Genomic DNA, 22,270 nt, shown 5'->3' on the forward strand with positions numbered 1-22,270 from the left:
AGGAGGCGCAGCGCGACATCGGATCGAGCTTGGCGGCGTTGGGTGGTGCACTGCGAGCGGCCAGCGATCACCTTGCCAGCAACGATGAAAGGAACGCATCGAAATTCGCTTTGGATGCTGCCAGTGGCCTTGAGCGGCTTTCATCGTCCTTGAAACAGAAGCCCTTTAGCCAAGTCCTTGATGACGTGCAGTCCTTCGGCCGGCAAAATCCCGGTGTCCTGCTTGCGGGATCGGTGTTGGCCGGATTGGCTCTCGGGCGGTTCATCAAGGCTTCTCCGTCGGCAAGGCCCGATTCTGAGGCCGCTCCGGGAGGCCTCAGATCACACACCGATCAGCCACAGGGTTGGTCCGCTGATCGTCCACAAGATTTTGGCGTGGTCGGCGATGATGGCGCCACGCAGATCGCGGAGCAGGACAGATGAATAACCAGGACAATCCCAGCCTTGCCGGGCTAGTCACCGATTTGGCCCAGAATGTCACCACTCTGGTGCAAACCGAGGCGAGGCTGTTTCGGGCCGAGCTCTCTGAAAAGCTTACCAAAGCCGGAGCAGGTGCTGCGGAAGTGCTGGGCGGCGCGATTTGCCTGCTCGCCGCGCTCTTGGTGTTGCTGCAGGCGCTCATTATCGCACTGACGCGGGCAGGGCTTGGCGCGGGGTGGTCTTCCCTGCTGGTCGGTGTGGTCGTGGCGGTCCTCGGCGTCATCCTGCTGCGGACCGGGACGGCCAGCATGGCGCCTTCGGAACTTACCCCCGACCGGACCCAGGGACAGCTCAAGCGCGACGCGAGCGCGATTAAGGAACAGGTGAGATGAACGAGAAATCCGCAGCCGAACTTGAACGCGAGGCCGAGGCGGCTCGCGCTCGGGTGATGGAGACCGCCGAATCCATTCGAGGCAAGATGACGCCTGGACAATTGCTGGATGAGTTCACCGGGCTGTTCTCGGGAGGGGAGAGCGCGGCCATGCTCAGCAATCTCAGAACGCAGGTCCGAGACAATCCTTTGCCGGTCACCATGGTGGGCGCAGGTCTGGCCTGGCTGATGTTCGGCAGCGGTACCTCAAACACCATCCAACGTTCGGATGACTACCGATTGCCTTCAGCGCCGGGACAACATGATGTAGCAGGGGAGCGCGGCGGCTTGGGCGGCACGCTCTCCGATGCCGCGGAATCGCTCTCCTCGAGCGCTGCCAGCGCCGGCGACACCATATCGAGCACCGCAAGAGCCGCTGCGGCGAGTCTGACGGGAAGCGCTGCCAATGCAAGCTCGACGGCTGGGGACATGGCGGCGAAAGCCAGCCGCTCCGCGCAAGATCTGTTGGAGGATCAACCCTTGGCCGTAGCGGCCGTCGGTCTCGCCATCGGCGCCGCCATAGGTGCAATGCTGCCCCATACCGCAACGGAGGACGAGCAACTAGGCGCCTATGGCGACAAGCTTCGCGATTCCGCCGAAACTTTGCTCGACAGGGGCCTCGATGAGGCCAAGCAGGTCGCCGCCGACGCCTATGAGACCATCAAGCAGGAAGCTGGCCGGCAAGATATGGAAGCAGACACGATAGCCGATCAGCTCGGCGAGATCGTGAAGTCCACAGCAGACAAGACCGAGCATGCCGTGCGCGAACGAATTTCCGATACGTCTCAGCGCCAAACCTAGCTTGATGATCCTGGATCAACGATAGCCGGCCTCTCCAGAAAGGGGCCGGTGTTGTCCGTCAAACGGTGACCCGCTCGAGTCACTTCAGAGCCGTGTGCGGACTGATGTCCCTTGCCGATAGTAATCCAGCGAATCAGGTTCTCTGGATTGTTGGCCAACCCGCCGCCGATAAGACGCGGTCAGCAAAACTGGCATCTAGGCGAGGACCGACATTGCACTTGAAGTTCGCAGACCGAGGATGCCGGTCCGCTCTGGGACGTAGGGCGACACCCCACTTCACCCCCCAGCCAACCGCGGCAGCAGGAAAATCTCCGCTCCCTGTGGCAGTTCCTTCGACCAGGTATCGCGATAGATCGTACCGTCGATCGCCACCGCAATGCCCTTCTCGATCCAGGGCTCGATGCCGGGATACTGTTCAGCCAGCTTCCTGAACAGCTCCCTTATGTCCTTGGCCTCGACCTCGATCTTGCTCTGGCCGCCGGCGAGCTGGCCCAGCGCGCCCCAGAGCGTGACTTCGACCATTAGGGCAAGAACCTCATTTTTGCCCTAGCCTCCCCGTTCCGCCTCGATCGCGGCGAGAACCCGTGGCGGCGACATCGGGATGTGGGTCATGCGTACGCCGGCGGCGTTGGAGACCGCGTTGGCGATCGCCGCCAGCGGCGGCACGATCGAGGTTTCGCCGACGCCGCGCACGCCATAGGGGTGGTTGGGGTTGGGTATCTCGAGGATCTGCGTGTCGATCATCGGCAGGTCCGAGCAGACCGGGATGCGGTAGTCGAGGAAGCCGGCGTTCTGGAGGCGCCCATCCTTGCCGTAGATATACTCCTCGTTGAGCGCCCAGCCGATGCCTTGCGCCGCACCGCCCTGGTACTGGCCCTCGACATAGGTCGGGTGCACCGCCTTGCCGGCATCCTGGATCACCGTGTAGCGGATCACCCTGGTCGAGCCGGTATCGGGGTCGACCTCGATGTCGCATATATGGGTGGCGAAGGAGACGCCGGCGCCGTCGGCGACGAGCTCGCTGTGGCCGGCGATCGGCCCGCCGGTCTTGCCGGAAGCGGCGGCGATCTCCTTCAGCGACAGGGCTGCAAGGTTGCCGTATTTCTCGCCCTTCGCGATGGCGTGGCCGTTCTCCCAGACCACGTCGTCGACGGGGATGTCCCACGTCTGCGCGGCGCGCTCACGCAGGATCTTGATGGCGTTGCGGGCAGCCGAGATGGTCGCCATCGAGGACGAGAAGGTGCCGCGGCTGCCGTCGGTCATGTCGTTGTAGCCGAGCGAGGACGTGTCGGCGACCACCGCCTTGAGCTGGGCATAGTCGATGCCGAGCTCCTCCGCCGCCACCAGCGACAGCGACGCGCGCGAACCGCCTACGTCCACCGTGCCGACGGCCAGCGACACCGAGCCGTCCATGCCGATGTTCAGGTCCACGCAGGTCTGGCCACCGAAGTTGAACCAGAAGCCGCAAGCCATGCCGCGGCCCTGGTTCTTGCCCAGCGGGGCCTTCATGTGCGGATGGTGCTTGGCCGCCTCCAGCGTCGGGCCGATGCCGATCGGGCCGTAGACCGGGCCATAGGAGGACCTGGTGCCTTCCTGCGCGGCGTTCTTGATGCGGAACTCGACCGGATCCATGCCGAGTTCCTTGGCCAGCTCGTCGACGGCACTTTCCACCGCGAAAGCCGCCATCGGTGCGGAGGGCGCGCGGTAGGCTGCGGTCTTCGGCCGGTTGACCAGCACTTCGAAGCCGACCGTCTTGACGTTGTCGAGCTTGTAGCAGGCGAACGCCGTCATGGCGCCGATCTCGGCCCAGGTGCCGGCATAGGGGCCGCTGGTGTAGCGCAGCGTCGCTTCGGCGGCGGTGATGGTGCCGTCCTTGCGGGCGCCGATCTTGACGTCGATCGAGGTCGCGCTGGTCGGGCCCGAGGCGCGGAACACCTCGTCGCGAGTCATCACCAGCTTCACCGGCCGTCCTGCCTTGCGCGACAGAGCGAGTGCCACCGGCTCGGCCCAGACATGGGTCTTGCCGCCGAAGCCGCCGCCGATTTCAGACGAGGTGACGCGCAGCTTCGAGGCTTCCAGCCCGAGCAGTTGCGCGCAATGCTGGCGGTAGACGAAATGGCCCTGCGTGCAGACCCAGAGGTCGGCGGTGCCGTCGGACGAGACGCTCGCCACGCAGGCATGCGGCTCGATATAGCCTTGGTGCGTCTGCTCGGTCTTGAAGGAGCGCTCGACGATGACATCGGCGTGGCCGAAACCCTGATGGACATCGCCATGGCCGAACTGGCTGCGCTTGGTGACGTTGGACGGCTTTACCGGCTTTTCCTCGAGACCCTCGGTGAAGATCGTGTCGTTGATCAACGGCGCGGTGTGCTTCATCGCCTCGTCGACATCGGTCACATGCGGCAACAGCTCATACTCGACCTTGATGAGCTTCAGCGCCTGCCTTGCCGTGCGGGCATCGACGGCGGCGACCGCGGCCACGGCGTGGCCGTCATAGAGCGCCTTGCCGCGCGCCATGCAATTGTCGAGGACGTCATACATGGCGGCGTCGCCATCGGTGAGGTCGGGCAGATCGGCGGCGGTGATCACCGCTTTCACGCCGGCCAGCTTTTCCGCTTTCGAAGTGTCGATCTTGAGGATCCTGGCATGCGCATGCGGGCTGCGCAGGACACGCCCGACCAGCTGTCCCGCCATGTTGAAGTCGGCGCCGTAACGGGCGCGTCCCGTCACCTTGTCGACGCCGTCGGGACGGATAGGCCGCGTGCCGACGGAGGAGAATTTGCGGCCCGAAAAGCGTGGATCGAAGTTCATGCGTGCGCTCCCTTCATCACATTGGCCGCATCCTGGACCGCGCGCACGATCTTGTCGTAGCCGGTGCAGCGGCAGAGGTTGCCGGCGAGGCCGAAGCGGATTTCTTCCTCGGTAGGATCGGGGTTCTTGGCCAGAAGATCCTTGGCCGCGATGAGGAAGCCCGGCGTGCAGATGCCGCATTGCAGGGCCGCATGCTCGAGGAATTTCTGCTGCAGCGGATGCAACTGATCGCCATGCGCCATGCCTTCGACGGTCTCGATATGCCGGCCTTCGGCTTCAGCGCCAAGCACCAGGCAAGAGCAGACCAGCCGGTTGTCGAGGATGATCGAGCAGGCGCCGCAGTCGCCGGTGCCGCAGCCTTCCTTGGCGCCGGTCAGGCCGAGCCGATCGCGCAGGACGTCGAGCAACGTCTCGTCGGGCTGGCAAAGGTATTCGACGTGATCGCCGTTGACTGTCGTTGAAACTGCTACACCGGCCATCATTTGCCTCCTGCGCGTGCGTAGGCGGTCGTCGCGGCCCGTCCGGCCAGCACGCCCGCAACTTTTCGTCTGAACTCGATGGTGCCGCGCTTGTCGTCGATGGGGCGGCAGGCCCCAGCGCAGATCTTGGCGAGCCGCTCAAGTGCCGCCTCATCCAGCTTCCTGCCGATGAGAGCCTCGGCTGCTTCTTCCACCAGAAGCACGGTCGGCGCCGCGGCGCCCAGCGCGACGCGGGCGGCTGTTATGACGCCATGCTCGTCGAGCGACAGCTTCACGCCGGCGCTGACCACCGCGATGTCCATCTCGGTGCGCGGAATGAACCTGAGATAGGCGTCGCCCGAACGCGGCGCGCGCTTGTCGAGCAGGATCGCCTCGACGATCTCACCCTTGGTGAGCGAGGTCTTGCCAGGCCCGATCGGCACGGCCTCGACAGGAATGGTGCGCTTGCCCGACGGGCCGGCAACCACTGCCTTGGCGGCGGCGGCCACCAAGGCCGGGACGCTGTCGGCGGCCGGCGATGCGTTGCACAGATTGCCAACGATGGTGCAGCGGCCCTGGACCTGTTTCGAGCCGATCAGCTTCGACGCTTCGACGACACCGGGCCAGGCCTTCTTCAGAACCGAGCTCTCGCCCAGGACGGCGCAGGGGACGGTGGCGCCGATGCTGAAGCCGTCGGCCGTCTCCCTGATCTCGCTCAAGCCCTCGATCGCCTTGATGTCGACGATCAGGTCGGGATCGACAAACCCGCCCTTCATCCGAACGAGGAGGTCACTGCCTCCAGCGAGAATGGCTGATGTGCCGGAAGCGTCGGCCAGCAGGCCAACGGCGTCTTCGATTGAAAGCGGACGTATGTAACGCATCGTCTCCCCTTGGTGATGGTGATCTCGCCGACCGTTATAAACAGTCTCCTCATAATGACCATCCGGTTGCTGATTTCCAGCGATTGGGCCAGCACCGCGAGAGAGAATTTTTGTCTAAAGTCTTTGTTTTGATGCATGTCGTTGTCCCAGAACCGCGCACACTTCTGGGCGACATGCATTTAAGCGGCGTCTTTTGCATTGTCGAGGCTGATGCCGATGTCCTTCAATGCCTCGGCCACGGCCTCGTCCAGCGGCGTGTGCGGGACTTCGCCGATGATGCCTTCCAGCCGGTCGGACACGAGCCGGTGCGGTTCGAAGCGCAGATAGGACATCGAGACGATCTCGCGCCACATCGCCACGAACGGGCTGCCGGCGCGCAGCACCCACCAAGGCAGGAAGGTCAGTTTCAGCGGACGTCCCAACGCTTTCTCGGCCGCGGCCTTTATGTCCATTTCGGTGACGGCGTGGCCGGGGAAGTTGAGCGCCTCAAAGAAGCCGAGCTTGCCCTGATTACGCGCCAGGCCGACGAAGCCGATGCCGAAGTCCGGCAAATAGGCCCATTCGTGCACGAGGTTGGCAGGGCCAGGCGCGGTGTAGACGCCCTTGTTCATCTTGGCGGCGACGACGAGGTCGAACCATGATCCGCTGCCGGTGCCGCCGAAGAAATCGCCGGCGCGCAGGATGATGGTGCGGACGCGACCGGCATCGGCCTCGCGGCGAAACAGCCCTTCCATGGCGGAGCGGATGCGGCCCTTCTCGGTGGTCGGACGAAATGGCGTGTCTTCGGTGACCACCTCAGGCATCGGCGAGCCGTAATTGTAGACAGTGCCGGGGAAAAGATGCAGCGCGCCGTTGGCATGGCAGGCGGCCATGACGTTCTCCGCCATCGGCAGGCATTTGCCCCAGTCGGTGTAGATCGGGTTGAGACCGTTGAAGACGATGTCGACACCCTGCGTGGCGCGGATCAGCGCCTCGCGGTCGAGCGCATCGCCGGCGACGGCGGTGGCGCCCTTGAGTTCGGCTGGGACCTTGCCGCTGCGGGTGACGGCGCGGACGTCGAAACCGGCGTCGATGAAGGCCTTCCCAACCACGCGGCCGAGCCGGCCATTGGCGCCTAGAATTGCGATCTTGGTCATTTTTCTTCTCCGTGTCTGTGTTTGCACGGCGAATATGATGCGTTCATACGCGAATGAAAATTGACTATGGATGCAGATTTGTTATTCATAAATGAATGGAAGACATCGACTGGAACCTGATCAAGAGTTTCGTCACCGTGGCGGAGACCGGCAGTCTGTCGGCCGCGGCGCGCAAACTGTCGGCCAGCCAACCGACGCTCGGGCGTCACATCGGTGAGCTCGAACAGGCGTTGGGCGTCACCTTGTTCCGGCGCGGGCGGCGCGGCTATGCGCTGACGGAAGCAGGCGCCACGCTGTTCGAACGCGGCAAGGCGGTGAGCGAGCAGGCGAGCGCGTTCGCACTGTTGGCATTGGGCTCGGTCGAGGCGATCGAAGGCACGGTGCGTATTGCCGCCAGCGAGGTGGTGGCGGCCTATGTGCTGCCGAGGATGACGGCGCGGCTCGGCATCGAGGAACCCGGCATCGAGGTCGAGATCGTCGCCTCGAACCAGGTCGAGAACCTGCTGCGAAGGGATGCCGATATCGCCATCCGCATGGTCAAGCCGGCGCAGAACGAGCTGACGGCGCGCAAGGTCTGCGATATCAAGCTCTGCTGCTGCGCGGCGAAATCCTATCTCGACAGGCACGGACGCCCGCTCAAGCCCGCCGACCTTCTCGACCATCCGCTGATCGGCTTCGAGCGCAGCGACGAGATGATCCGGGGCTTTACCCAGGCCGGCATCCCCGTCACCCGAAGCAGTTTCCGCTTCAGGACCGACAACCAGATCGTTCTGTGGGAAGCGCTGCGGGCGGGAAACGGCGTCGGTCTTGGCCAGGAGCCGCTGGCGGACAGCGACCCGTCGCTGGAGAAACTGCTGCTCGGCCTGCCACTGCCCAGCCTGCCGGTGTGGCTGGCCATGCATCGCGACGTGCGCACCAGCGTGCGCATCCGCCGCGTAGCGGATTTCCTCTACGAGGAGCTGAAGCGCTATTCGGCGGGGGCGGCCGCGAATTCGGCGCGGTGAGCGAGCCCGGCCATCAAAAGCACGACGATCAACAGCCCCGACATGGCGACGAAGATCGGCCCGAAGCTGGAATGCTCGGCGACGAAGCCGATCGCCGACGGCGCTACCAATATGCCGGAATAGCCCATGGTGGTGACCACGCTCATGCCGGTGCCCGACGACATGCCTTCCTGGTTGCCGCCGGCCGAGAAGATGATCGGCACCATATTGGCGATGCCGAAGCCGCACAGAGCAAAAGCCGCGATGGCGATCCAGGGCGAAGGCGACAGGCCGGCGACCAGCATGCCGGCGGCGGCGACCACCGCCGAGCCGCGCAGCGTCGCCACCGCGCCGAAGCGGTTGCGCACGCCGTCGCCAAAAAAGCGCATGACAGCCATGACGCCGGAGAAGGCGGCGTAGGCAAGGCCGGCGATGGCGAGGTCGGCGCCGAGCTCCTGCCTGAGATAAAGCGCTGCCCAGTCGAGCACGGCGCCCTCGGAAATCATCGTCAGCAGCGCCATCAGCCCTACAAGATAGACCAGCGGGTTGGCCGGCAGCGTTAATCTGTGATGCTCGGCGGCCTGCGGCTTGTCCTCGGCGATGAGGTAGCCGACCGCCACGGCGATGACGGCAAAAGCAATGATCGTGACTACAGCCGCATGGGCGAGGTGGCCGTAAGTCTGGATGGCGTAACCGCCCAGACCGCCACCGGCGAAACCGCCGAGGCTCCAGAAGCCGTGCGACGACGACATGATGGCGCGGGAGAGCCGGCGCTCGACCACCACCGCATTGGCGTTCATGGCGACATCCATGCCGCCGATCGAGCCGCCGAAGATGATCATGGCGATCGCCGCCAGCGGGACGTTGGGCCCCAGCGCCACGATCAGCAGGCCGAGGCTGCCGCACAGGCCGAACCAGCGCAACACGGTGCGCGAGCCATGCCTGGAGATCAGATGGCCGCACCAGCTCATGGCCGCGACCGCGCCGACGCCGAACAGAAGGATCAGCAGACCGAGGGTGAATTTCGAGATGTCGAGCCGGGTCAGGAACACCGGAATCTGCGGCGCCCAGCTGCCGGTCAGGAATCCGTTGGCGAGGAAGATCGCGGCTACGGCCCATCGCCCCTGAAGGGCGCTCTGCATGGTGTTTTGCGCGTTCATGGCCCGAATCCGGTCAAGGAATGGCTTTGCGCGGCAAATTAGATCGATTCAATTTCTCGTCAAGCGCTTGGCTGCGAAAAGCTTGTGGGCCACATCTAAGGGGAAACCGTTAGGCGCTGTCCCGCCGACGTCAATCCTGTGAACCGCGCGCTACTTCAGTGATCCCTCGGCCGTCTTGCCTCGAACTCCGCTTTCTTGGCGTCCGAAGCCTCGGTCTGGTTCAGCGCCTGCCATTGCGCATAGGGCATGCCGTAGACGATTTCGCGCGACTGATCCTTGCCGAGATCGACGCCCTCAGCCTCGGCCGCTTCGCGATACCAGTTCGACAGGCAGTTGCGGCAGAAGCCGGCGAGGTTCATCAGGTCGATGTTTTGCACATCGCTGCGCTCGCGCAGATGATCGACAAGCCGGCGGAAGGCCGCGGCCTCGAAATCGCGTTTCTGGTCATCGCTGAGTTCGGTCATTGCCTTGGATCCTCACAGCGGCCCGGTGCGCGAGCCGAACATCTTCACCTGATGTATATCGGGACGGCGGTCGATGGCGTCAACGATCGGCGCCAGCCGTTCCGCCCAGGCCAGCGCCCCCTTGCGGTCTGATATCAGGTCCTGGCGGATCTCGATCAGCGCATGGGCAAAGCCGTTGACGATAGCGTGCTTGAACATGGTGTCGCCGCGCAACGCGCCGTCATAGGGTTCATTGTCGCCGACGACGAGGTTTTTATCCTGCGCCAGCATGTCGATCAGCGGCCGCGCCACGCGGTCGTCGAGGTCCCACAATATGCCGACATGCCAAGGGCGGATGAAGCCCTGCATGACAGGGGTGAAGGAGTGTACGGAGAAGATGAACGGCGCTTTGCCTGAGGCGTGCGCCACCGACGCGATCATGGCGCCGACCGCGTCCTGATAAGGCCGGTAGAAGCCGTCGAGCCGCCTTTCGCGTTCGGCCGGTGCCATGGGATAGTTTCCCGGCACGACGGTGCCGTCATAGAGCTGGCGGATCAGCGTCGGGTCGTCCTCGCCGCGATTGGGATCGATCAGCAGCCGCGAAAAATTGGCGATCACCGCCGGCACGTCGAGCGCTGCGGCAAGTTCGCGCGTCACCGTCTCGACACCGATGTCGTAGGCGATATGGCGATCGAGTTCCGCCGCCGGCAGGCCTAGACTGCCATACTCCTCCGGCAGGTCGCGGCGGGCATGGTCGGCGACAAGCACGATGCCTCGCTTGCGGTCGCCTTCGACAATATCGAAAGGCGCGAAAACTGTGGATCGGGTCATTGGCTGGAAAGGTCTGTTCGCTGGCTTCCGGGGAGGGTGGTATCGTCATTCCCACGAAGAGGACTGTTGCGCAATGCCGTTGTTTGGCCACGGTTTCTGCGAAAATCCTGTGACGCGCGGCAGATCGCGTGTCGGGGGCCTTTCTAAATCGATTGGAATTGGACAGAACGGCGCGTTGACATGCGCCCGGACTTTTCCGAAAAGGGGCGTTGAGAGATGCAGATGACGTTATTGAGGGGTTTCGGGATGGGTTCCGCCGGCAGGCCGCGTGCGCGCACCGCCTTTGCCGTGCCGCTCCTGACCCTGACGCTAGGGCTCACCGCGCTGGTCGCGGCTTCGCCCGCCCGCGCCGATTTCCGCGTCTGCAACGCCACGCAGAACCTGGTCGGCGTCGGCATCGGCTACCGCGCCAAGGCAGGCTGGATCACCGAGGGGTGGTGGCACATCGAAGGATCGAGCTGCAAGACGCTGATCGAAGGTCCGCTGTCATCGAGGTTTTACTATCTTTATGCAGAAGACGCCGAGCGCGGCGGGCGCTGGGATGGCCCGATCAACATGTGCGTGGCTGAAAAAGAGTTCAAGATCGCAGGCGTTACCGATTGCGTCGCTCGGGGCTTCCAGCGCGCCGGATTCCAGGAATATGACACGGGCGAGCAGGCAAGCTGGATGGTCCAGCTGACCGATGAGTCCACAACGGGAGGCGCTCCAGCCGCCCCGGGAACAAACAGTCAATGAGACGTAGCCGCAAGGTCAAGATCCTCGCCACCATCGGTCCTGCCTCCTCGTCCGAGGAGATGCTGCAGAAGCTGTTCGAAGCCGGCGCCGATGTCTTCCGCATCAATATGAGCCACACCGATCACGAGTTGATGCGCACGCTGGTCGGCCGCATCCGCGCGGTCGAGGAAAAGGTCGGCCGTCCGATCGGCATCCTGGCCGATTTGCAGGGACCGAAGCTGCGCGTCGGCAAGTTCGCCAACGGCAAGGAGGTGCTGACCCCGGGCCAGACCTTCACCCTCGACAACAATCCCGAGCCCGGCACGTCGACCCGCGTCTACCTGCCGCATCCCGAAATCCTGAGTTCGGTCGAGGCCGGCCACCGTCTGTTGATCGACGACGGCAAGCTGGAGCTCAGGGCGGTGAAGAGCGACGGCAAGTCGATCACCTGCGCGGTCGTCGCCGGCACCACCATTTCCGACAAGAAGGGCGTCAGCCTGCCCGACACCGACCTGCCGGTCGGTGCGCTGACCGAAAAGGACCGCAAGGACCTCGATGCGGTGCTGGCGGAAAGCGTCGACTGGGTGGCGCTGTCGTTCGTGCAGCGGCCGGAGGATTTGGCGGAAGCCCGCAAGATCGCGCGCGGCCGGGCGCTTATCATGGCCAAGATCGAAAAGCCGCAGGCGGTAGCCCGGCTGGCCGAAATCATCGAACTCTCCGACGCGCTGATGGTCGCCCGCGGCGATCTCGGTGTGGAAATGCCGCTGGAAGCGGTGCCCGGCATCCAGAAGCAGATCACGCGCGCCGCGCGCCGCGCCGGCAAGCCGGTGGTGGTCGCCACGCAAATGCTGGAATCGATGATCACCGCGCCGGTGCCGACCCGCGCCGAGGTCTCCGACGTGTCGATCGCCGTGTTCGAGGGCGCCGACGCCATCATGCTTTCAGCCGAATCCGCTGCCGGCGCCTATCCGGTCGAGGCGGTGGCGATGATGAACCGCATCGCCACCAAGGTCGAAACCGACCCGACCTATGCCGGCATCATCAACGCGCAGCGCTCGGAACCGGAAGCAACCGGCGCCGACGCCATTTCGCTCGCCGCCCGCGAGATTGCCGAGACGCTGAAACTGTCGGCGATCATCACCTATACGGCGTCGGGCACCACGGGCCTGCGCGCCGCGCGCGAGCGGCCGCAAGTGCCGATCATCGCGCTGTCGCCGATCCTCAACACGGCGCGGCGGCTGTCGCTCTTGTGGGGCACGCATTGCGTCGTCTCGCCCGACGCCAGCGACCTCGACGACATGGTCGACCGCGCCTGCCGCATCGCTTTCGAAGAGGGGTTCGGCCAGCCGGGCGACCGTGTCATCATCACGGCGGGCGTGCCGCTGAGGACGCCGGGTTCGACCAACATGCTGCGCATCGCCTATGTCGGATCGGACGTGCAGGCCACCCGCAACATAGGCTGAGACCTCGTCACAGTCCGCAGCGCTCTTGCCGCACCTTCGGCGTGATCGATGCGCCGAAGGAAGCGGCGAGCCCGGGGAACGGGGTCGTGCAGGTACTGGTCCGGACCCAGCATCTTTCGCCGGTTGAGTTCGACTGTGTCGAGCAGATCGAAATCGACCGTGGCGATCGTGCAGTGCCACCCGGGATTGCGCGACGCCCAGCCCCTCTTGTGGTGTTCCAAAAGCTGCTCGCGGGCGGAATAGCCGCGATAGTCGAACGCGATCACGCCGTTCGTCGCGTAAATATGGTTCCCGGAAAAGCCCTCGCCAGGAATAATCCGTTCGCCGTAAAATCCTTCCAGAGGAGGATGCTCGAGAAAGGCGCCGGCAAGAATGGCGCACGCGCCATAACCGAAGAAGATGCGGTCCGGCAACGCCCATCGCTTCTCCGGGTTTCTCTTGATGCCGTGTTTCAGGACATACATGGCGATCAGGTCGGGGCCAGTTCCGCGTCGGGCACGGTGATGTCGGGGCATCGCCCCTCATTGTACGCATCGCCGGCGATCCGTGCTTCCACGGTTTTTGCGACTGCCTCCAGGTCGATCTCCTTGCCGGCGACTTTCTCGATCGCGCCGACGACGAGATCGGAGGCGATCCAATCCGGCTTGTGGCCGAGATTGTGGACCCAGATCAGTTCGGCGCCGGGGATGTCCCTGACCAGGCCGACCGAATGGATCGAGGCATAGACCACCTTGTCGCGGTCGCCCGAGATGACAATGGTCGGCGCTGTGATGTCGCGGTAATGCGGCGCGGCCTTCAGCGTATAGTCGTAGAGGCCGGCGACATCGATGGCGTTGGCGCGGAAAGCGCCGGGACGCAGCACCAGCGGAATCGAGGCATTGCCGACATAGCCTTCCGGCACCTTGTTGGGAGAAAACACGCAGGCCGTGGCGCCGTCCATCTGCAGCGTGCCTGCCGGATAGGTCAATGTCTCCGAGAACAGCCAGCCGATGATGGGGGTGGCGGTCAGCTTGTAGTACCAGGCGGTCGCGCCGCCCGGCCAGGGGTGGCTGACCGGCGACAGAAAGACCAGCCCGAGCGTCTTCTCCGGGTGTTCGCGGCCAAAGGCGGCGGTGATCACGCCGCCAAACGAATGGCCGACCATGATCGCATTGTGGATGCCGAGACGGTCCATCAGCCTGGCGATGGTGTCGGCCTGCGCCGACGGGCTCTCATTGCCGGGGCCGCGTGCCGACCAGCCGAAGCCCGGCCGGTCGAGGAAGACCATCTCGGCGCGGCCTTCGAGCAAAGGCCTGATCGGCAGCATCTGATCCCTGAGATTGGCGCTGGCGCCGTGGATGAAGACGATGGCCGGCAGCTCGGCATTTTGAGGCGCCGGCACGTGGACATAGTGGATGCGGGTGCCGCCGATGTCGGCAAATTCGCCGGCCGGCGGGTTTCGCCACTCGATCAGCCACGCGCCGGCGCGGGTGACGCCGGCCAGGGCAAAGACGAGCGCGAGGAGCAAAGCACAGGCGGCGTAAATGAGGTTCATGCGCGGAGATACGGGGGTGGAGGGGGATAAGTTCTAGGGAGTAGGGAGTGGGGAGTAGGGAGTAGGGAGTAGGGAGTAGGGAGGTGGCGTCTCGACCAATCTTCTCTACTGACTACTGACTAATCCCTAATTCCTACTGCCTAATCAAATTCCTTCGCCGGCAAGCTCTTCCGAAATTGCCGCGACCTGGTCCTGGGCGCTGCGCATCATCGGATAGATGGTAAGCACCTTCTGCCAGGCTTCGAGCGCCGATTGCTTGTGGCCGGTGGCGGCCATGATCTGGGCCAGGCCGGAAAGCGCGCCGAAATGGCGTGGTTCCAGCTGCAGCGTCTGGTCGATGTCGGACATCGATTTCCCGAAATTCTTCATCATGTAATGGACGGTGGCGCGCCGGTTCCAGCCTTCGGCATATTTTGGCTGAAGGATGACGACCTGGTCGAGGAAGTCGAGGGCGACGTCGAACTTCTGGTCGTCCATCGCCTTTTGCGACCATTGCATCATCAGGTCGATCGAGGCGCTGCCGGACTGGAACCATTCGCCCCAGATGCGCCCGGCGATGCGCTCGGCCGCCTTTTCGTTGCGCTCGCGCTTCAGCTCGGCAAACAGTTGGTCGAGCCTGGCTTCCCTGGTCAGGGCAACCGGCGGCTTTGTCGGCGGATCGTCCGCCGACGCCGGAGCGACGCCGAAAAGAAACAGGGTGGCCAAAAATGCAAAAAGAATCCGCATCGCCGGAATCTAACCCCGGACGGCGGATCGTCAAACTGAAATTAGCGTGAAAGTGCCTGGAACCAGGCAATTACCATCATATGGACGGAGGCAACGAACCCCCGGCCGAACACTCAGCCCTGGCGCGCCTTGTAGCGCGGAGCGGTCTTGTTGATGATGTAGACGCGGCCCTTGCGGCGAACCAGCTGGTTGTCGCGGTGACGCGCCTTCAGCGCCTTGAGCGAATTCTTGATCTTCATGGTCTTGCCCGTCGGTCTGGGCCCTGTCCGGGCCGAATTATTAAGGCGCGCCTGAAAAGCGCGCCTTTGAACTTGCGGTGGCTCATAAACGAGGAGCCTTGCCCGTGTCAACCGCAAGCGTGCTGGATAGAGGCCGAGAATGGCTTTGGCCATCAAATATCCGCCATCTCGGCTCCACGCCATTGCGCGGCCGAAGGCGGGCTGGAATGGTGCGGCACCCGCAAGCCGATTTGGAGACCTCCATGCGCCTGTTGTTTGTGTCCGCGAGCCTTGCCGTTATGGCAGCCGCCTCCATCGCGCAGGCGCAGGAATGCGACCGCAACGACGACAGCCAGCAGATGATGAACATCTGCGCCGGCGAGGACTATCGGGCCGCCGATGCCAAGCTCAACCAGGCCTACAAGGATCTCGTCGGTCGCAACGACGACAAGGGCAGGAAGCTGCTGCAGGTCGCGCAACGCGCCTGGATCGCCTTCCGCGACGCCGAATGCGCCTATACGACGACAGACAGCGAGGGCGGCTCCATCCATCCGATGGAGGTTTCACAATGCCTGACCGAACTGACGGACCAGCGCATCAAACAGCTCACCGCGGGCGCCAATTGTAGGGAAGGCGATGCGAGTTGCGCCAGCCCCGACGAGGACGGAGATCTGAACGACGAGCTGCAATAGGGCTCGAGCCACGCCCTCGCGCAAAGTGCCGGAATGGCTTAGCTACGGGGGCTGATGCGCGTGAAATGGCCCATCTTGCGGCCTGGGCGCGCTTCCGCCTTGCCGTAGAGATGCAGCATCAGATCGGGCTCGGCGAGCAAAGTGGGTACGCGCAGCACATCGTCGCCGATCAGGTTTTCCATGACGCAGTTTGAATGCCGGCCAGGGTTGCCCAGCGGCAGGCCGGCAATGGCGCGGATATGCTGCTCGAATTGCGAAACGATGCCGGCGGCTTCCGTCCAGTGGCCGGAATTGTGCACGCGCGGCGCCATTTCGTTGGCCAGCAGCGTGCCATCGGCAAGAACGAAGAACTCGATGCCGATGACGCCGACATAGTCGAGGGCCGACAGGATTTTCGCTGCCGACCCCTGTGCCGTCGCCGCCGTCTCCAGCCTGATCTGGGCCGGCAGGGTCGAGGTATGCAGGATGCCGTCGCGGTGGACGTTCTCAGCCGGATCGTAGGCGGCGACCGCGCCGTCCAACCCGCGCGCGGCGATGACCGAGATTTCGCGCTCGAAAGCGACGAAGGATTCGAGGATCAGCGGCACATTGCCCATGGTCTCGCATGTGCCGGCAAAGCCGCTCGTCTCCATGTTGCGGAAGACGCGCTGGCCCTTGCCGTCATAGCCCATGCGGCGGGTTTTCAAGATGCCGCTGCCACCGAACTCTCTCAGCGCCGCCGTCAGCTCGTCGTCATTGTCGACGGAGCGGAAATCCGCTGTCCTGATGCCGATGCCGTTCAGGAATAGCTTCTCCGCCACCCGGTCCTGGGCGACTTCCAGCGCCCTGGGTGGCGGATAGACCGGGACCTTGGCGGCGAGCGCGCCGGCAGCCGCTACCGGCACATTCTCGAATTCGTAGGTGACTACGGCGCTGACTGCCGCCAGTTCGGCAAGGGCGTCCGCATCGTCATAGGCGGCGGTGATCTGGCGGTTGGCGACCTGAGCCGCCGGGCAATCGGCCTGCGGTTCGAGGATAATTGTGCGGTAGCCGAGGCGCGCTGCGGCAACAGCCAGCATGCGGCCGAGCTGGCCGCCGCCGATGATGCCGATGCTCGATCCCGCGGGCAGGCTCACGGCGCGTCCGTCGGTTCGGTGGCGACCCTGGCGGTTTGGGCGGTGCGCCAGGCATCCAGGCGGGCGGCAAGTTCTTCGTCGTTCAGCGCCAGCACGGCGGCCGCCAGAAGGGCGGCGTTGGCCGCACCCGCCTTGCCGATGGCAAGCGTGCCGACCGGAATGCCGGCCGGCATCTGGACGATGGAGAGCAGCGAATCCTGGCCTGACAGCGCCTTCGATTCGACCGGCACGCCGAACACCGGCAGCGGCGTCAGAGCCGCCGTCATGCCGGGCAGGTGGGCGGCGCCGCCGGCCCCGGCGATGATCACCTTGTAGCCGGCCGCCTTGGCGCCTTTGGCGAAATCATAGAGGCGGTCCGGGGTGCGGTGGGCGGAGACGATCAGCCGCTTGTGCGGAATGCTCAGCGCCTCCAGCGTTTCGGCGGCGTGGCGCATCGTCGCCCAGTCGGACTGGCTGCCCATGATGATGGCGACGTCGGCGCGGTGGTCGGTCAAGCGCATGCTCCCGGCGGTAAAGGCGCGCCTTAGCGGAATTCGGGCTGGCCCGCAAGGATGGCGGCCGCCGCAGCCTAGTCCGGCCAGCGCAGGGCGCCGGATGAATCCTTTCGCGGCTGTCTCATCGCATCCGCCGGCCTGTCGGCCGCGGTGAGCACGGCGCGGAGGCGTTCGGCGACGATCTCGGCCTCGCCTGGGTGCAGGTTGCACGGGTCGAGGAAGAAATGGCCACGCTCGACTTCGTGGTTGCGCACGATGATGGGCGGCGATCCGGCCGCCAATGCCGAGGCGAGGCCGGCGGCACTGAAGCGGCTTTCGGGGGAGACGAAGATCTGCAGCCGGTCGAGCGGATTGGCGGTCGGGTCGGGAATGATGTTTGCGACGATGCCGGGTATTCCCTGCAGCGAATCCCTCCACAGATGGAGCGCCGCTTCCTCGCGTCGGCGGATGCCGGCATGGTCGCGCTTTTCCCAGGCTTCGAGCGCCGCCATCGTGCCGGCGATGCTTTCCTTGCCGACCTTCATGGCGCGGGCGACGCCACGGTTTTGCAGATAGGCGGCGCGGACGAGATCCTTGCGGCCGGCGACGATGCCGCTGGTCGGCCCCGAAAGGAATTTGTGGCCGCTGTAGACGACGATGTCGGCGCCGCGCCCCAGGAAGCTGCGCAGGTCATATTCGGAAGCCGCATCGACGATCACCGGCACGCCCCTGGCGTGGCAGATATCGCAGAATTCCTCAAGGGAAAGCATGCCGTATTGCACGGTGTGGTGCGCCACGACGTAGAGCGCCGCCGCCGTGCGCTCGTTGATAGCCTCGCGCACATGATAATCCTGCGTGACGCTGACCGTGCCGGCCGGAATGACCTTGGCGCCGGCGACGCGGATCGACTGGTCGATCGGTGCGCCGTAATTGACGATATGGCCGAGCTGGATGACGACTTCGGACTTCAGCCCTTCGGTATCGTCGGGCAGCCGTTCGATCGCCAGCAAATTGGTGCCGGTCATCGCCCCGGCGATCGCCATTGTGATGCCTGAGGCGCAGCAGGCGGTGATGAAGCCGGCCTCGCCGCCGGTGAGGCGGGCTGTGATCACGCTTGCGGCGCGCTGCAGATCGTCCATCTCCACCCATTGCGAGGCGATCTCGGCCATGGCGCTGATCGCCTCGGGAACGATGATCGAGGCGCCGAGCGTCGTCATCGTGCCGGAGACGTTGATGATCGGCCGCAGTCCCAGCCGTTCACGGATCGTGGTGTTGGAGCCGGTGTCGGAATAGGTTTTCATGTTCAGCAATCCCTTGACGGTCAGGCGGCGATCTCGACGACCGCTTCGATTTCGACGGTGATGTTTCCAGGCAGCGAGCCGACCCCGATCGCCGAGCGGGCATGGCCGCCGATCTTGTCGAAGACGCTGGCGAACAGGTCCGAGCAGCCATTGACCACTTTCGGGTGGTCGCTGAAGGTCGGCGTCGCATTGACGAAGCCGAGCAATTTGACGACGCGCACGATGCGGCCGAGATCGCCGGCGGCGGCGTGCATGACGGCGAGCAGGTTGAGGCCGGTGAGGCGGGCATGCTCATAGGCCTGCTCGACGGTGACGTCCTCGCCGACCTTGCCGGTGCACAGCGTGCCGTCGGCGCGCAGCGGCCCTTGACCCGAAAGAAAGATCAGCCGGCCGCTTTCCGCATGGGTGACGAAATTGGCGATCGGCGTCGGCGGCTCGGGCAGCGTCAGGCCGAGCTCGGCGAGCCGGATGTAAGGCGTCATGGAAGAATTCTCCTTGGGCCGGCCTGTTGTTTTACGCAATTCCCAAGGGAAAGCGCTTCGCGCTTTTCCCGAGAAAACCGCTTACACTTTTCCTGGAATTGCGTTGGGCCGCCCATGTCAGAAATGCGAGGCGCGGAACCGCGCCAGGAAAGAGCGCAGGCGCTCATTGGTGGTCTCTTCGGCAAGGATCTCCTTCGGCGGGCCAACAGCGCTGACACCGCCATCGGCCATGAAGACAATGCGGCTCGAAGCGTCGCGGGCAAAGGCCATCTCGTGCGTGACCATCACCATTGTCATGCCGTCTTCGGCCAGGCTGCGCACAACGGCCAGCACCTCGCCGACCAATTCGGGATCGAGCGCGGAGGTGATCTCGTCGAGCAGCAGGATCTTTGGCTCCATGGCGACTGCCCGCGCTATGCCGACGCGCTGCTGCTGGCCCCCGGAGAGTTCCGCCGGCAGGCTGTCGGCCTTGTGGGCGAGGCCGACGCGGCTCAGCCAATGCTCGGCGATCTGGCGCGCCTCGGCCTTGCTCTTGCCGCGCACCTTGGTGAGGCCGAGCATGATGTTGCCGGCGGCGGTGAGGTGCGGAAACAGGTTGAAGCTCTGGAACACCATGCCGGTTTCGGCGCGCATATTGGCAAGGTCGCGCTCGCTGCGCCGCTGGCGCGCGCCGGCCTCACGAAAACCGACCTCCTTGCCGTCGATGCGGATCGAACCTGAGTCGTAGCTTTCGAGAAAGTTGACGCAGCGCAGCAGGGTGGTTTTGCCGCTGCCGGAAGGGCCGATGACGGTGACCACCTCGCCCCTGTCCACCTTGAGGCTGACCGAGCGAAGCACCTCGACCGAACCAAAGGCTTTCGAGACCCCGGCAATGTCGAGAAGGGCAGCATTGTCGTTCGAGCTTGTGGCCATCGTGCTAGTCCCGGATGAAGGCAAAGCGCCGTTCCAGCCGCCGGCTGGCGTAGGAAAGCGCATAGTTGACGGCGAAATAGATCAAGGCGCCGAGGATGTAGAGCGGCATCGCCTCATAGGTGCGGCCGATGACCTGGTTGATCGCCTGCATCAGGTCGGTGATGCCGAGCAGCGAGACCAGGGCGCTGCCCTTGACCGCATCGGTGACGCCGTTGATCCAGGGCGGCAGGAAGCGCCGGAAGGCCTGCGGAAAGATGACGTAGGTGAGCCGCTGGCGAAAAGTCAGCCCAATGGCCATCGCCGCTTCTGACTGGCCCTTGGGAATAGAGCCGACGGCGCCCCGGAGATACTCAATGACCTGCGCCGTCTTGAACAAGGTCAGCGCCAGCACCGCCGCCGAGAAGGATTGCAGATGCAGGCCGATGGCCGGCAGGCCGTAATAGACGAAGAACATCAGCACCAGGATCGGGATGCCGCGGATGGTGTCGGAGAAGATGCGCACGGCCCAGCGCAGCGGCGCCGGGCCGTAGACCAGGCCGACGCCGAGCGCGACGCCGGCAATCAGCGACAGCACCACGACCAGCAGCGACACCCACAAAGTGATGGCGAAGCCCTGGGCGAGGAACGGTACGGCGTAGAGGATCTGGCTCAGCATGTCAGCGCGCAGCCCTGAACCGGCGTTCGACCAGCCGCAGCCCGAAGAGCAGGGTGTAACCGGTCACCAGGTACATCGCCGTCGTCACCAGATAGACCTCGACAATGCGGAAGGTGTTGAAGTTGATCCACTGGGCGCCGAAGGTGAGCTCGGGCACCGAGATGACCGATGCGATGGACGTGTCCTTGAACAGCGAGATGAAGGTGTTGGACAGCGCCGGCAGCGTGATGCGCAGCATGGTCGGCAGGCGCACATGAACCAGCCGCTGCCAGGGCGTCAGGCCGATGGCTTTGCCGGCATCGAGCTGGCCGCGCGGCACGGCTTCCAGGCCGGAGCGGAACACCTCGACCAGATAGGCGCCGCTATAGACCGACAGCGTCAGCACGAACGAGGTCGGCGCGTCGTAGGCGACGTCGATCACCGTCGGCAGGCCGTAGAAGACAAGATAGACGAGCAGGATCAGCGGCACGTTGCGGATGAATTCGACGTAAGCCGCAATGATGGCGCGCACCACGCGTCCGGCCGAGACATACCAGACCGCCAGCACCAGGCCGATGACGACGCCGATGGCAATCGAAATCACGGCAAGCTCGAGGCTGAGCAGAAGGCCGCCCCACAGCTTGTCGAAATGGCGCCAGATCAGGTTGAAGTTGAGCGTATAGCCCATGCGTCTCCCGCAATAACCAAGGGGATGCGAACTAGAAGGCGGAAGGGCTAACCCTTCCGCCAGCACTTGTCAGACAACCGGGAAACCGGGATGGCGGGCCGGCGGCTCTTGGCCGAAATAGTCCTTGAAGGCGGCGTCGTAGAGTGCGGTCTCATGGCCGAACATGGCGATGGTGAAGGTCTGGTTGACGAAGGTCAGCCAGTCCAGGTCGCCCTGCCTGACGGCCGCGCCGTAGAGCATCGAGTACCAGCTCTTGCCGGCATCGAAATATTTGTCGGGGTTGCGCGAGGCCAGCCAGCGCACGGTTGAAAGATCGACAGCGGCGGCATCGGCGCGTTTCGATTCCAGTGCCTGCAGCACATTGGCCTGGGTGTCGATCTGCAGCACCTGCGCCTCCGGCAGGGCGTAATGGACCGAGCTTTCGGCATCGACATTCTGCAGGATCGAGATGCGCGTCGCCGAACCGCCGGCGAGCAGCTTGTCGAAGGTCTTGTTTTCCGCCGTCGGCAGCGTCAGCAGGGCGACGCCCTCGACATAGTATGGCCTGGAGAAATGGATCAGCTGCGAGCGCTGCGCGGTCATGGTCATGAACTGGATGGTGATGTCGACCTTGTTGGTGGTGACATTCGGGATGCGCTGCGCCGGGTCCTGCATGACGAACTCGACCTTGCTCGGATCGTCGAACAGACCCTTGGCCAGGATGCGGCCCATGGTGATGTCCATGCCGACCAGCTCGCCGGCATCGTTTTCGAAATGCCATGGCGCGTTGGTGCTGCCGGTGCCGACGATCAGCTTGCCGCGGTCAAGCGCGGTGCGCAGAACGCTGTCGGATGCGGCTTGTGCCGCCGCCTTTTCGGCGCTGACAGCGGTCATCACGCCCGCCGTTGCAAGCCCGGCCATGCCCAGTTTCAGAAAATCTCGCTTGGATGCGTCGTTCACTGCGACCTCCTGTTGTTTGAGTTCCC

At 64.3% G+C, this 22,270-nt stretch carries 27 protein-coding genes; 7 read left to right on the forward strand and 20 right to left on the reverse strand.

The annotated features are described in order from the left end of the window. The 3 genes from NKK50_RS26820 to NKK50_RS26830 all read left to right on the forward strand — a co-directional run. On the forward strand, positions 1-422 hold a 422-nt coding region (locus tag NKK50_RS26820; RefSeq protein WP_352544143.1), incomplete at its 5' end, for a hypothetical protein. Then, a complete protein-coding gene (locus NKK50_RS26825; protein ID WP_023693628.1) occupies positions 419-811 on the forward strand; it encodes a phage holin family protein in 393 nt (130 codons plus the stop codon). The genes NKK50_RS26820 and NKK50_RS26825, both read left to right, overlap by 4 nt. 56 nt (positions 812-867) lie before the next feature. Beyond that, on the forward strand, positions 868-1,650 hold the full coding sequence (locus NKK50_RS26830; RefSeq protein ID WP_352544144.1) for a hypothetical protein: 783 nt from the start codon (positions 868-870) through the stop codon (positions 1,648-1,650). A gap of 276 nt (positions 1,651-1,926) precedes the next feature. Here the strand turns inward: NKK50_RS26830 and NKK50_RS26835 are convergent, their stop codons facing one another. From NKK50_RS26835 to NKK50_RS26855, 5 genes are all read right to left on the reverse strand, one after another. Continuing rightward, positions 1,927-2,172, reverse strand: a complete 246-nt coding sequence (locus NKK50_RS26835) for a MoaD/ThiS family protein (RefSeq protein WP_023690044.1) — start codon at positions 2,170-2,172, stop codon at positions 1,927-1,929. Between the two features lie 24 nt (positions 2,173-2,196). After that, positions 2,197-4,461: a xanthine dehydrogenase family protein molybdopterin-binding subunit gene (locus NKK50_RS26840; RefSeq protein WP_352544145.1), complete on the reverse strand. Its 2,265-nt coding sequence runs from the start codon at positions 4,459-4,461 to the stop codon at positions 2,197-2,199. Further along, complete coding sequence (locus tag NKK50_RS26845; RefSeq protein WP_352544146.1) at positions 4,458-4,940, reverse strand: (2Fe-2S)-binding protein; 483 nt, start codon at positions 4,938-4,940, stop codon at positions 4,458-4,460. The genes NKK50_RS26840 and NKK50_RS26845 overlap by 4 nt, the downstream gene beginning before the upstream one ends. After that, complete coding sequence (locus NKK50_RS26850; protein ID WP_023715051.1) at positions 4,940-5,800, reverse strand: FAD binding domain-containing protein; 861 nt, start codon at positions 5,798-5,800, stop codon at positions 4,940-4,942. The genes NKK50_RS26845 and NKK50_RS26850 overlap by 1 nt, the downstream gene beginning before the upstream one ends. Positions 5,801-5,979: 179 nt before the next feature. Next, positions 5,980-6,936 (reverse strand): SDR family oxidoreductase, encoded by a 957-nt coding sequence (locus tag NKK50_RS26855; RefSeq protein WP_352544147.1) that lies wholly within the window; start codon positions 6,934-6,936, stop codon positions 5,980-5,982. Positions 6,937-7,031: 95 nt separating this feature from the next. Between NKK50_RS26855 and NKK50_RS26860 the strand changes: the two genes are divergently transcribed. Beyond that, positions 7,032-7,940 carry a LysR family transcriptional regulator gene (locus NKK50_RS26860; protein ID WP_352544148.1) on the forward strand — a complete coding sequence of 303 codons (909 nt, stop codon included), beginning with the start codon at positions 7,032-7,034 and terminating at the stop codon, positions 7,938-7,940. On the opposite strand, the gene NKK50_RS26865 is transcribed toward NKK50_RS26860, so the two are convergent. The 3 genes from NKK50_RS26865 to NKK50_RS26875 all read right to left on the reverse strand — a co-directional run bounded on the left by NKK50_RS26865 (position 7,904) and on the right by NKK50_RS26875 (position 10,353). Next, on the reverse strand, positions 7,904-9,079 hold the full coding sequence (locus tag NKK50_RS26865) for an MFS transporter (RefSeq protein ID WP_023702781.1): 1,176 nt from the start codon (positions 9,077-9,079) through the stop codon (positions 7,904-7,906). The two genes, NKK50_RS26860 and NKK50_RS26865, sit on opposite strands and share 37 nt — an antisense overlap. Positions 9,080-9,234: 155 nt before the next feature. After that, on the reverse strand, positions 9,235-9,543 hold the full coding sequence (locus NKK50_RS26870) for a DUF1244 domain-containing protein (RefSeq protein WP_023673120.1): 309 nt from the start codon (positions 9,541-9,543) through the stop codon (positions 9,235-9,237). A 12-nt stretch (positions 9,544-9,555) separates the two neighbouring features. Then, entirely contained in the window at positions 9,556-10,353 is a 798-nt protein-coding gene (locus NKK50_RS26875; RefSeq protein WP_023684035.1) for an N-formylglutamate amidohydrolase, read from the reverse strand. A gap of 246 nt (positions 10,354-10,599) precedes the next feature. On the opposite strand from NKK50_RS26875, the gene NKK50_RS26880 reads away from it, so the two are divergent. Next, entirely contained in the window at positions 10,600-11,088 is a 489-nt protein-coding gene (locus NKK50_RS26880) for a DUF1036 domain-containing protein (RefSeq protein ID WP_023673118.1), read from the forward strand. Then, entirely contained in the window at positions 11,085-12,530 is a 1,446-nt protein-coding gene (gene pyk / locus NKK50_RS26885) for a pyruvate kinase (RefSeq protein ID WP_023690053.1), read from the forward strand. Before NKK50_RS26880 ends, pyk begins: the two co-directional genes overlap by 4 nt. On the opposite strand, the gene NKK50_RS26890 is transcribed toward pyk, so the two are convergent. The 4 genes from NKK50_RS26890 to ykgO all read right to left on the reverse strand — a co-directional run bounded on the left by NKK50_RS26890 (position 12,488) and on the right by ykgO (position 15,029). Beyond that, positions 12,488-12,994 carry a hypothetical protein gene (locus NKK50_RS26890; protein ID WP_352544149.1) on the reverse strand — a complete coding sequence of 169 codons (507 nt, stop codon included), beginning with the start codon at positions 12,992-12,994 and terminating at the stop codon, positions 12,488-12,490. The two genes, pyk and NKK50_RS26890, sit on opposite strands and share 43 nt — an antisense overlap. Before the next feature lie 5 nt (positions 12,995-12,999). Then, entirely contained in the window at positions 13,000-14,064 is a 1,065-nt protein-coding gene (locus NKK50_RS26895) for an alpha/beta fold hydrolase (protein WP_352544150.1), read from the reverse strand. Between the two features lie 144 nt (positions 14,065-14,208). Further along, on the reverse strand, positions 14,209-14,790 hold the full coding sequence (locus NKK50_RS26900; protein WP_352544151.1) for a tetratricopeptide repeat protein: 582 nt from the start codon (positions 14,788-14,790) through the stop codon (positions 14,209-14,211). Positions 14,791-14,903: 113 nt separating this feature from the next. Then, entirely contained in the window at positions 14,904-15,029 is a 126-nt protein-coding gene (gene ykgO, locus NKK50_RS26905) for a type B 50S ribosomal protein L36 (RefSeq protein WP_006327841.1), read from the reverse strand. A gap of 242 nt (positions 15,030-15,271) precedes the next feature. Between ykgO and NKK50_RS26910 the strand changes: the two genes are divergently transcribed. Beyond that, on the forward strand, positions 15,272-15,700 hold the full coding sequence (locus NKK50_RS26910; protein WP_023684031.1) for a lysozyme inhibitor LprI family protein: 429 nt from the start codon (positions 15,272-15,274) through the stop codon (positions 15,698-15,700). 38 nt (positions 15,701-15,738) lie between these two features. Here NKK50_RS26910 and NKK50_RS26915 read toward each other — a convergent pair whose 3' ends face one another. The 8 genes from NKK50_RS26915 to NKK50_RS26950 all read right to left on the reverse strand — a co-directional run bounded on the left by NKK50_RS26915 (position 15,739) and on the right by NKK50_RS26950 (position 22,205). Continuing rightward, positions 15,739-16,815: a 5-(carboxyamino)imidazole ribonucleotide synthase gene (locus NKK50_RS26915; protein WP_352544152.1), complete on the reverse strand. Its 1,077-nt coding sequence runs from the start codon at positions 16,813-16,815 to the stop codon at positions 15,739-15,741. Next, positions 16,812-17,309: a 5-(carboxyamino)imidazole ribonucleotide mutase gene (gene purE / locus NKK50_RS26920; RefSeq protein WP_023730826.1), complete on the reverse strand. Its 498-nt coding sequence runs from the start codon at positions 17,307-17,309 to the stop codon at positions 16,812-16,814. Before purE ends, NKK50_RS26915 begins: the two co-directional genes overlap by 4 nt. Before the next feature lie 74 nt (positions 17,310-17,383). Beyond that, entirely contained in the window at positions 17,384-18,589 is a 1,206-nt protein-coding gene (locus NKK50_RS26925; protein WP_352544153.1) for an aminotransferase class V-fold PLP-dependent enzyme, read from the reverse strand. Between the two features lie 20 nt (positions 18,590-18,609). Further along, positions 18,610-19,071, reverse strand: a complete 462-nt coding sequence (locus NKK50_RS26930) for a RidA family protein (RefSeq protein WP_023673109.1) — start codon at positions 19,069-19,071, stop codon at positions 18,610-18,612. 117 nt (positions 19,072-19,188) lie between these two features. Next, a complete protein-coding gene (locus tag NKK50_RS26935) occupies positions 19,189-19,983 on the reverse strand; it encodes an amino acid ABC transporter ATP-binding protein (protein ID WP_023673108.1) in 795 nt (264 codons plus the stop codon). A gap of 4 nt (positions 19,984-19,987) precedes the next feature. Next, on the reverse strand, positions 19,988-20,638 hold the full coding sequence (locus NKK50_RS26940) for an amino acid ABC transporter permease (RefSeq protein WP_023684027.1): 651 nt from the start codon (positions 20,636-20,638) through the stop codon (positions 19,988-19,990). Position 20,639: 1 nt separating this feature from the next. Continuing rightward, on the reverse strand, positions 20,640-21,305 hold the full coding sequence (locus tag NKK50_RS26945; protein ID WP_023693641.1) for an amino acid ABC transporter permease: 666 nt from the start codon (positions 21,303-21,305) through the stop codon (positions 20,640-20,642). A gap of 69 nt (positions 21,306-21,374) precedes the next feature. Continuing rightward, a complete protein-coding gene (locus tag NKK50_RS26950; RefSeq protein ID WP_023673105.1) occupies positions 21,375-22,205 on the reverse strand; it encodes a transporter substrate-binding protein in 831 nt (276 codons plus the stop codon). Between the last annotated feature and the right edge of the window lie 65 nt (positions 22,206-22,270).

Source organism: Mesorhizobium sp. M0001, from assembly GCF_040324255.1.
In the GTDB taxonomy this organism is placed as follows: Bacteria; Pseudomonadota; Alphaproteobacteria; order Rhizobiales; family Rhizobiaceae; genus Mesorhizobium.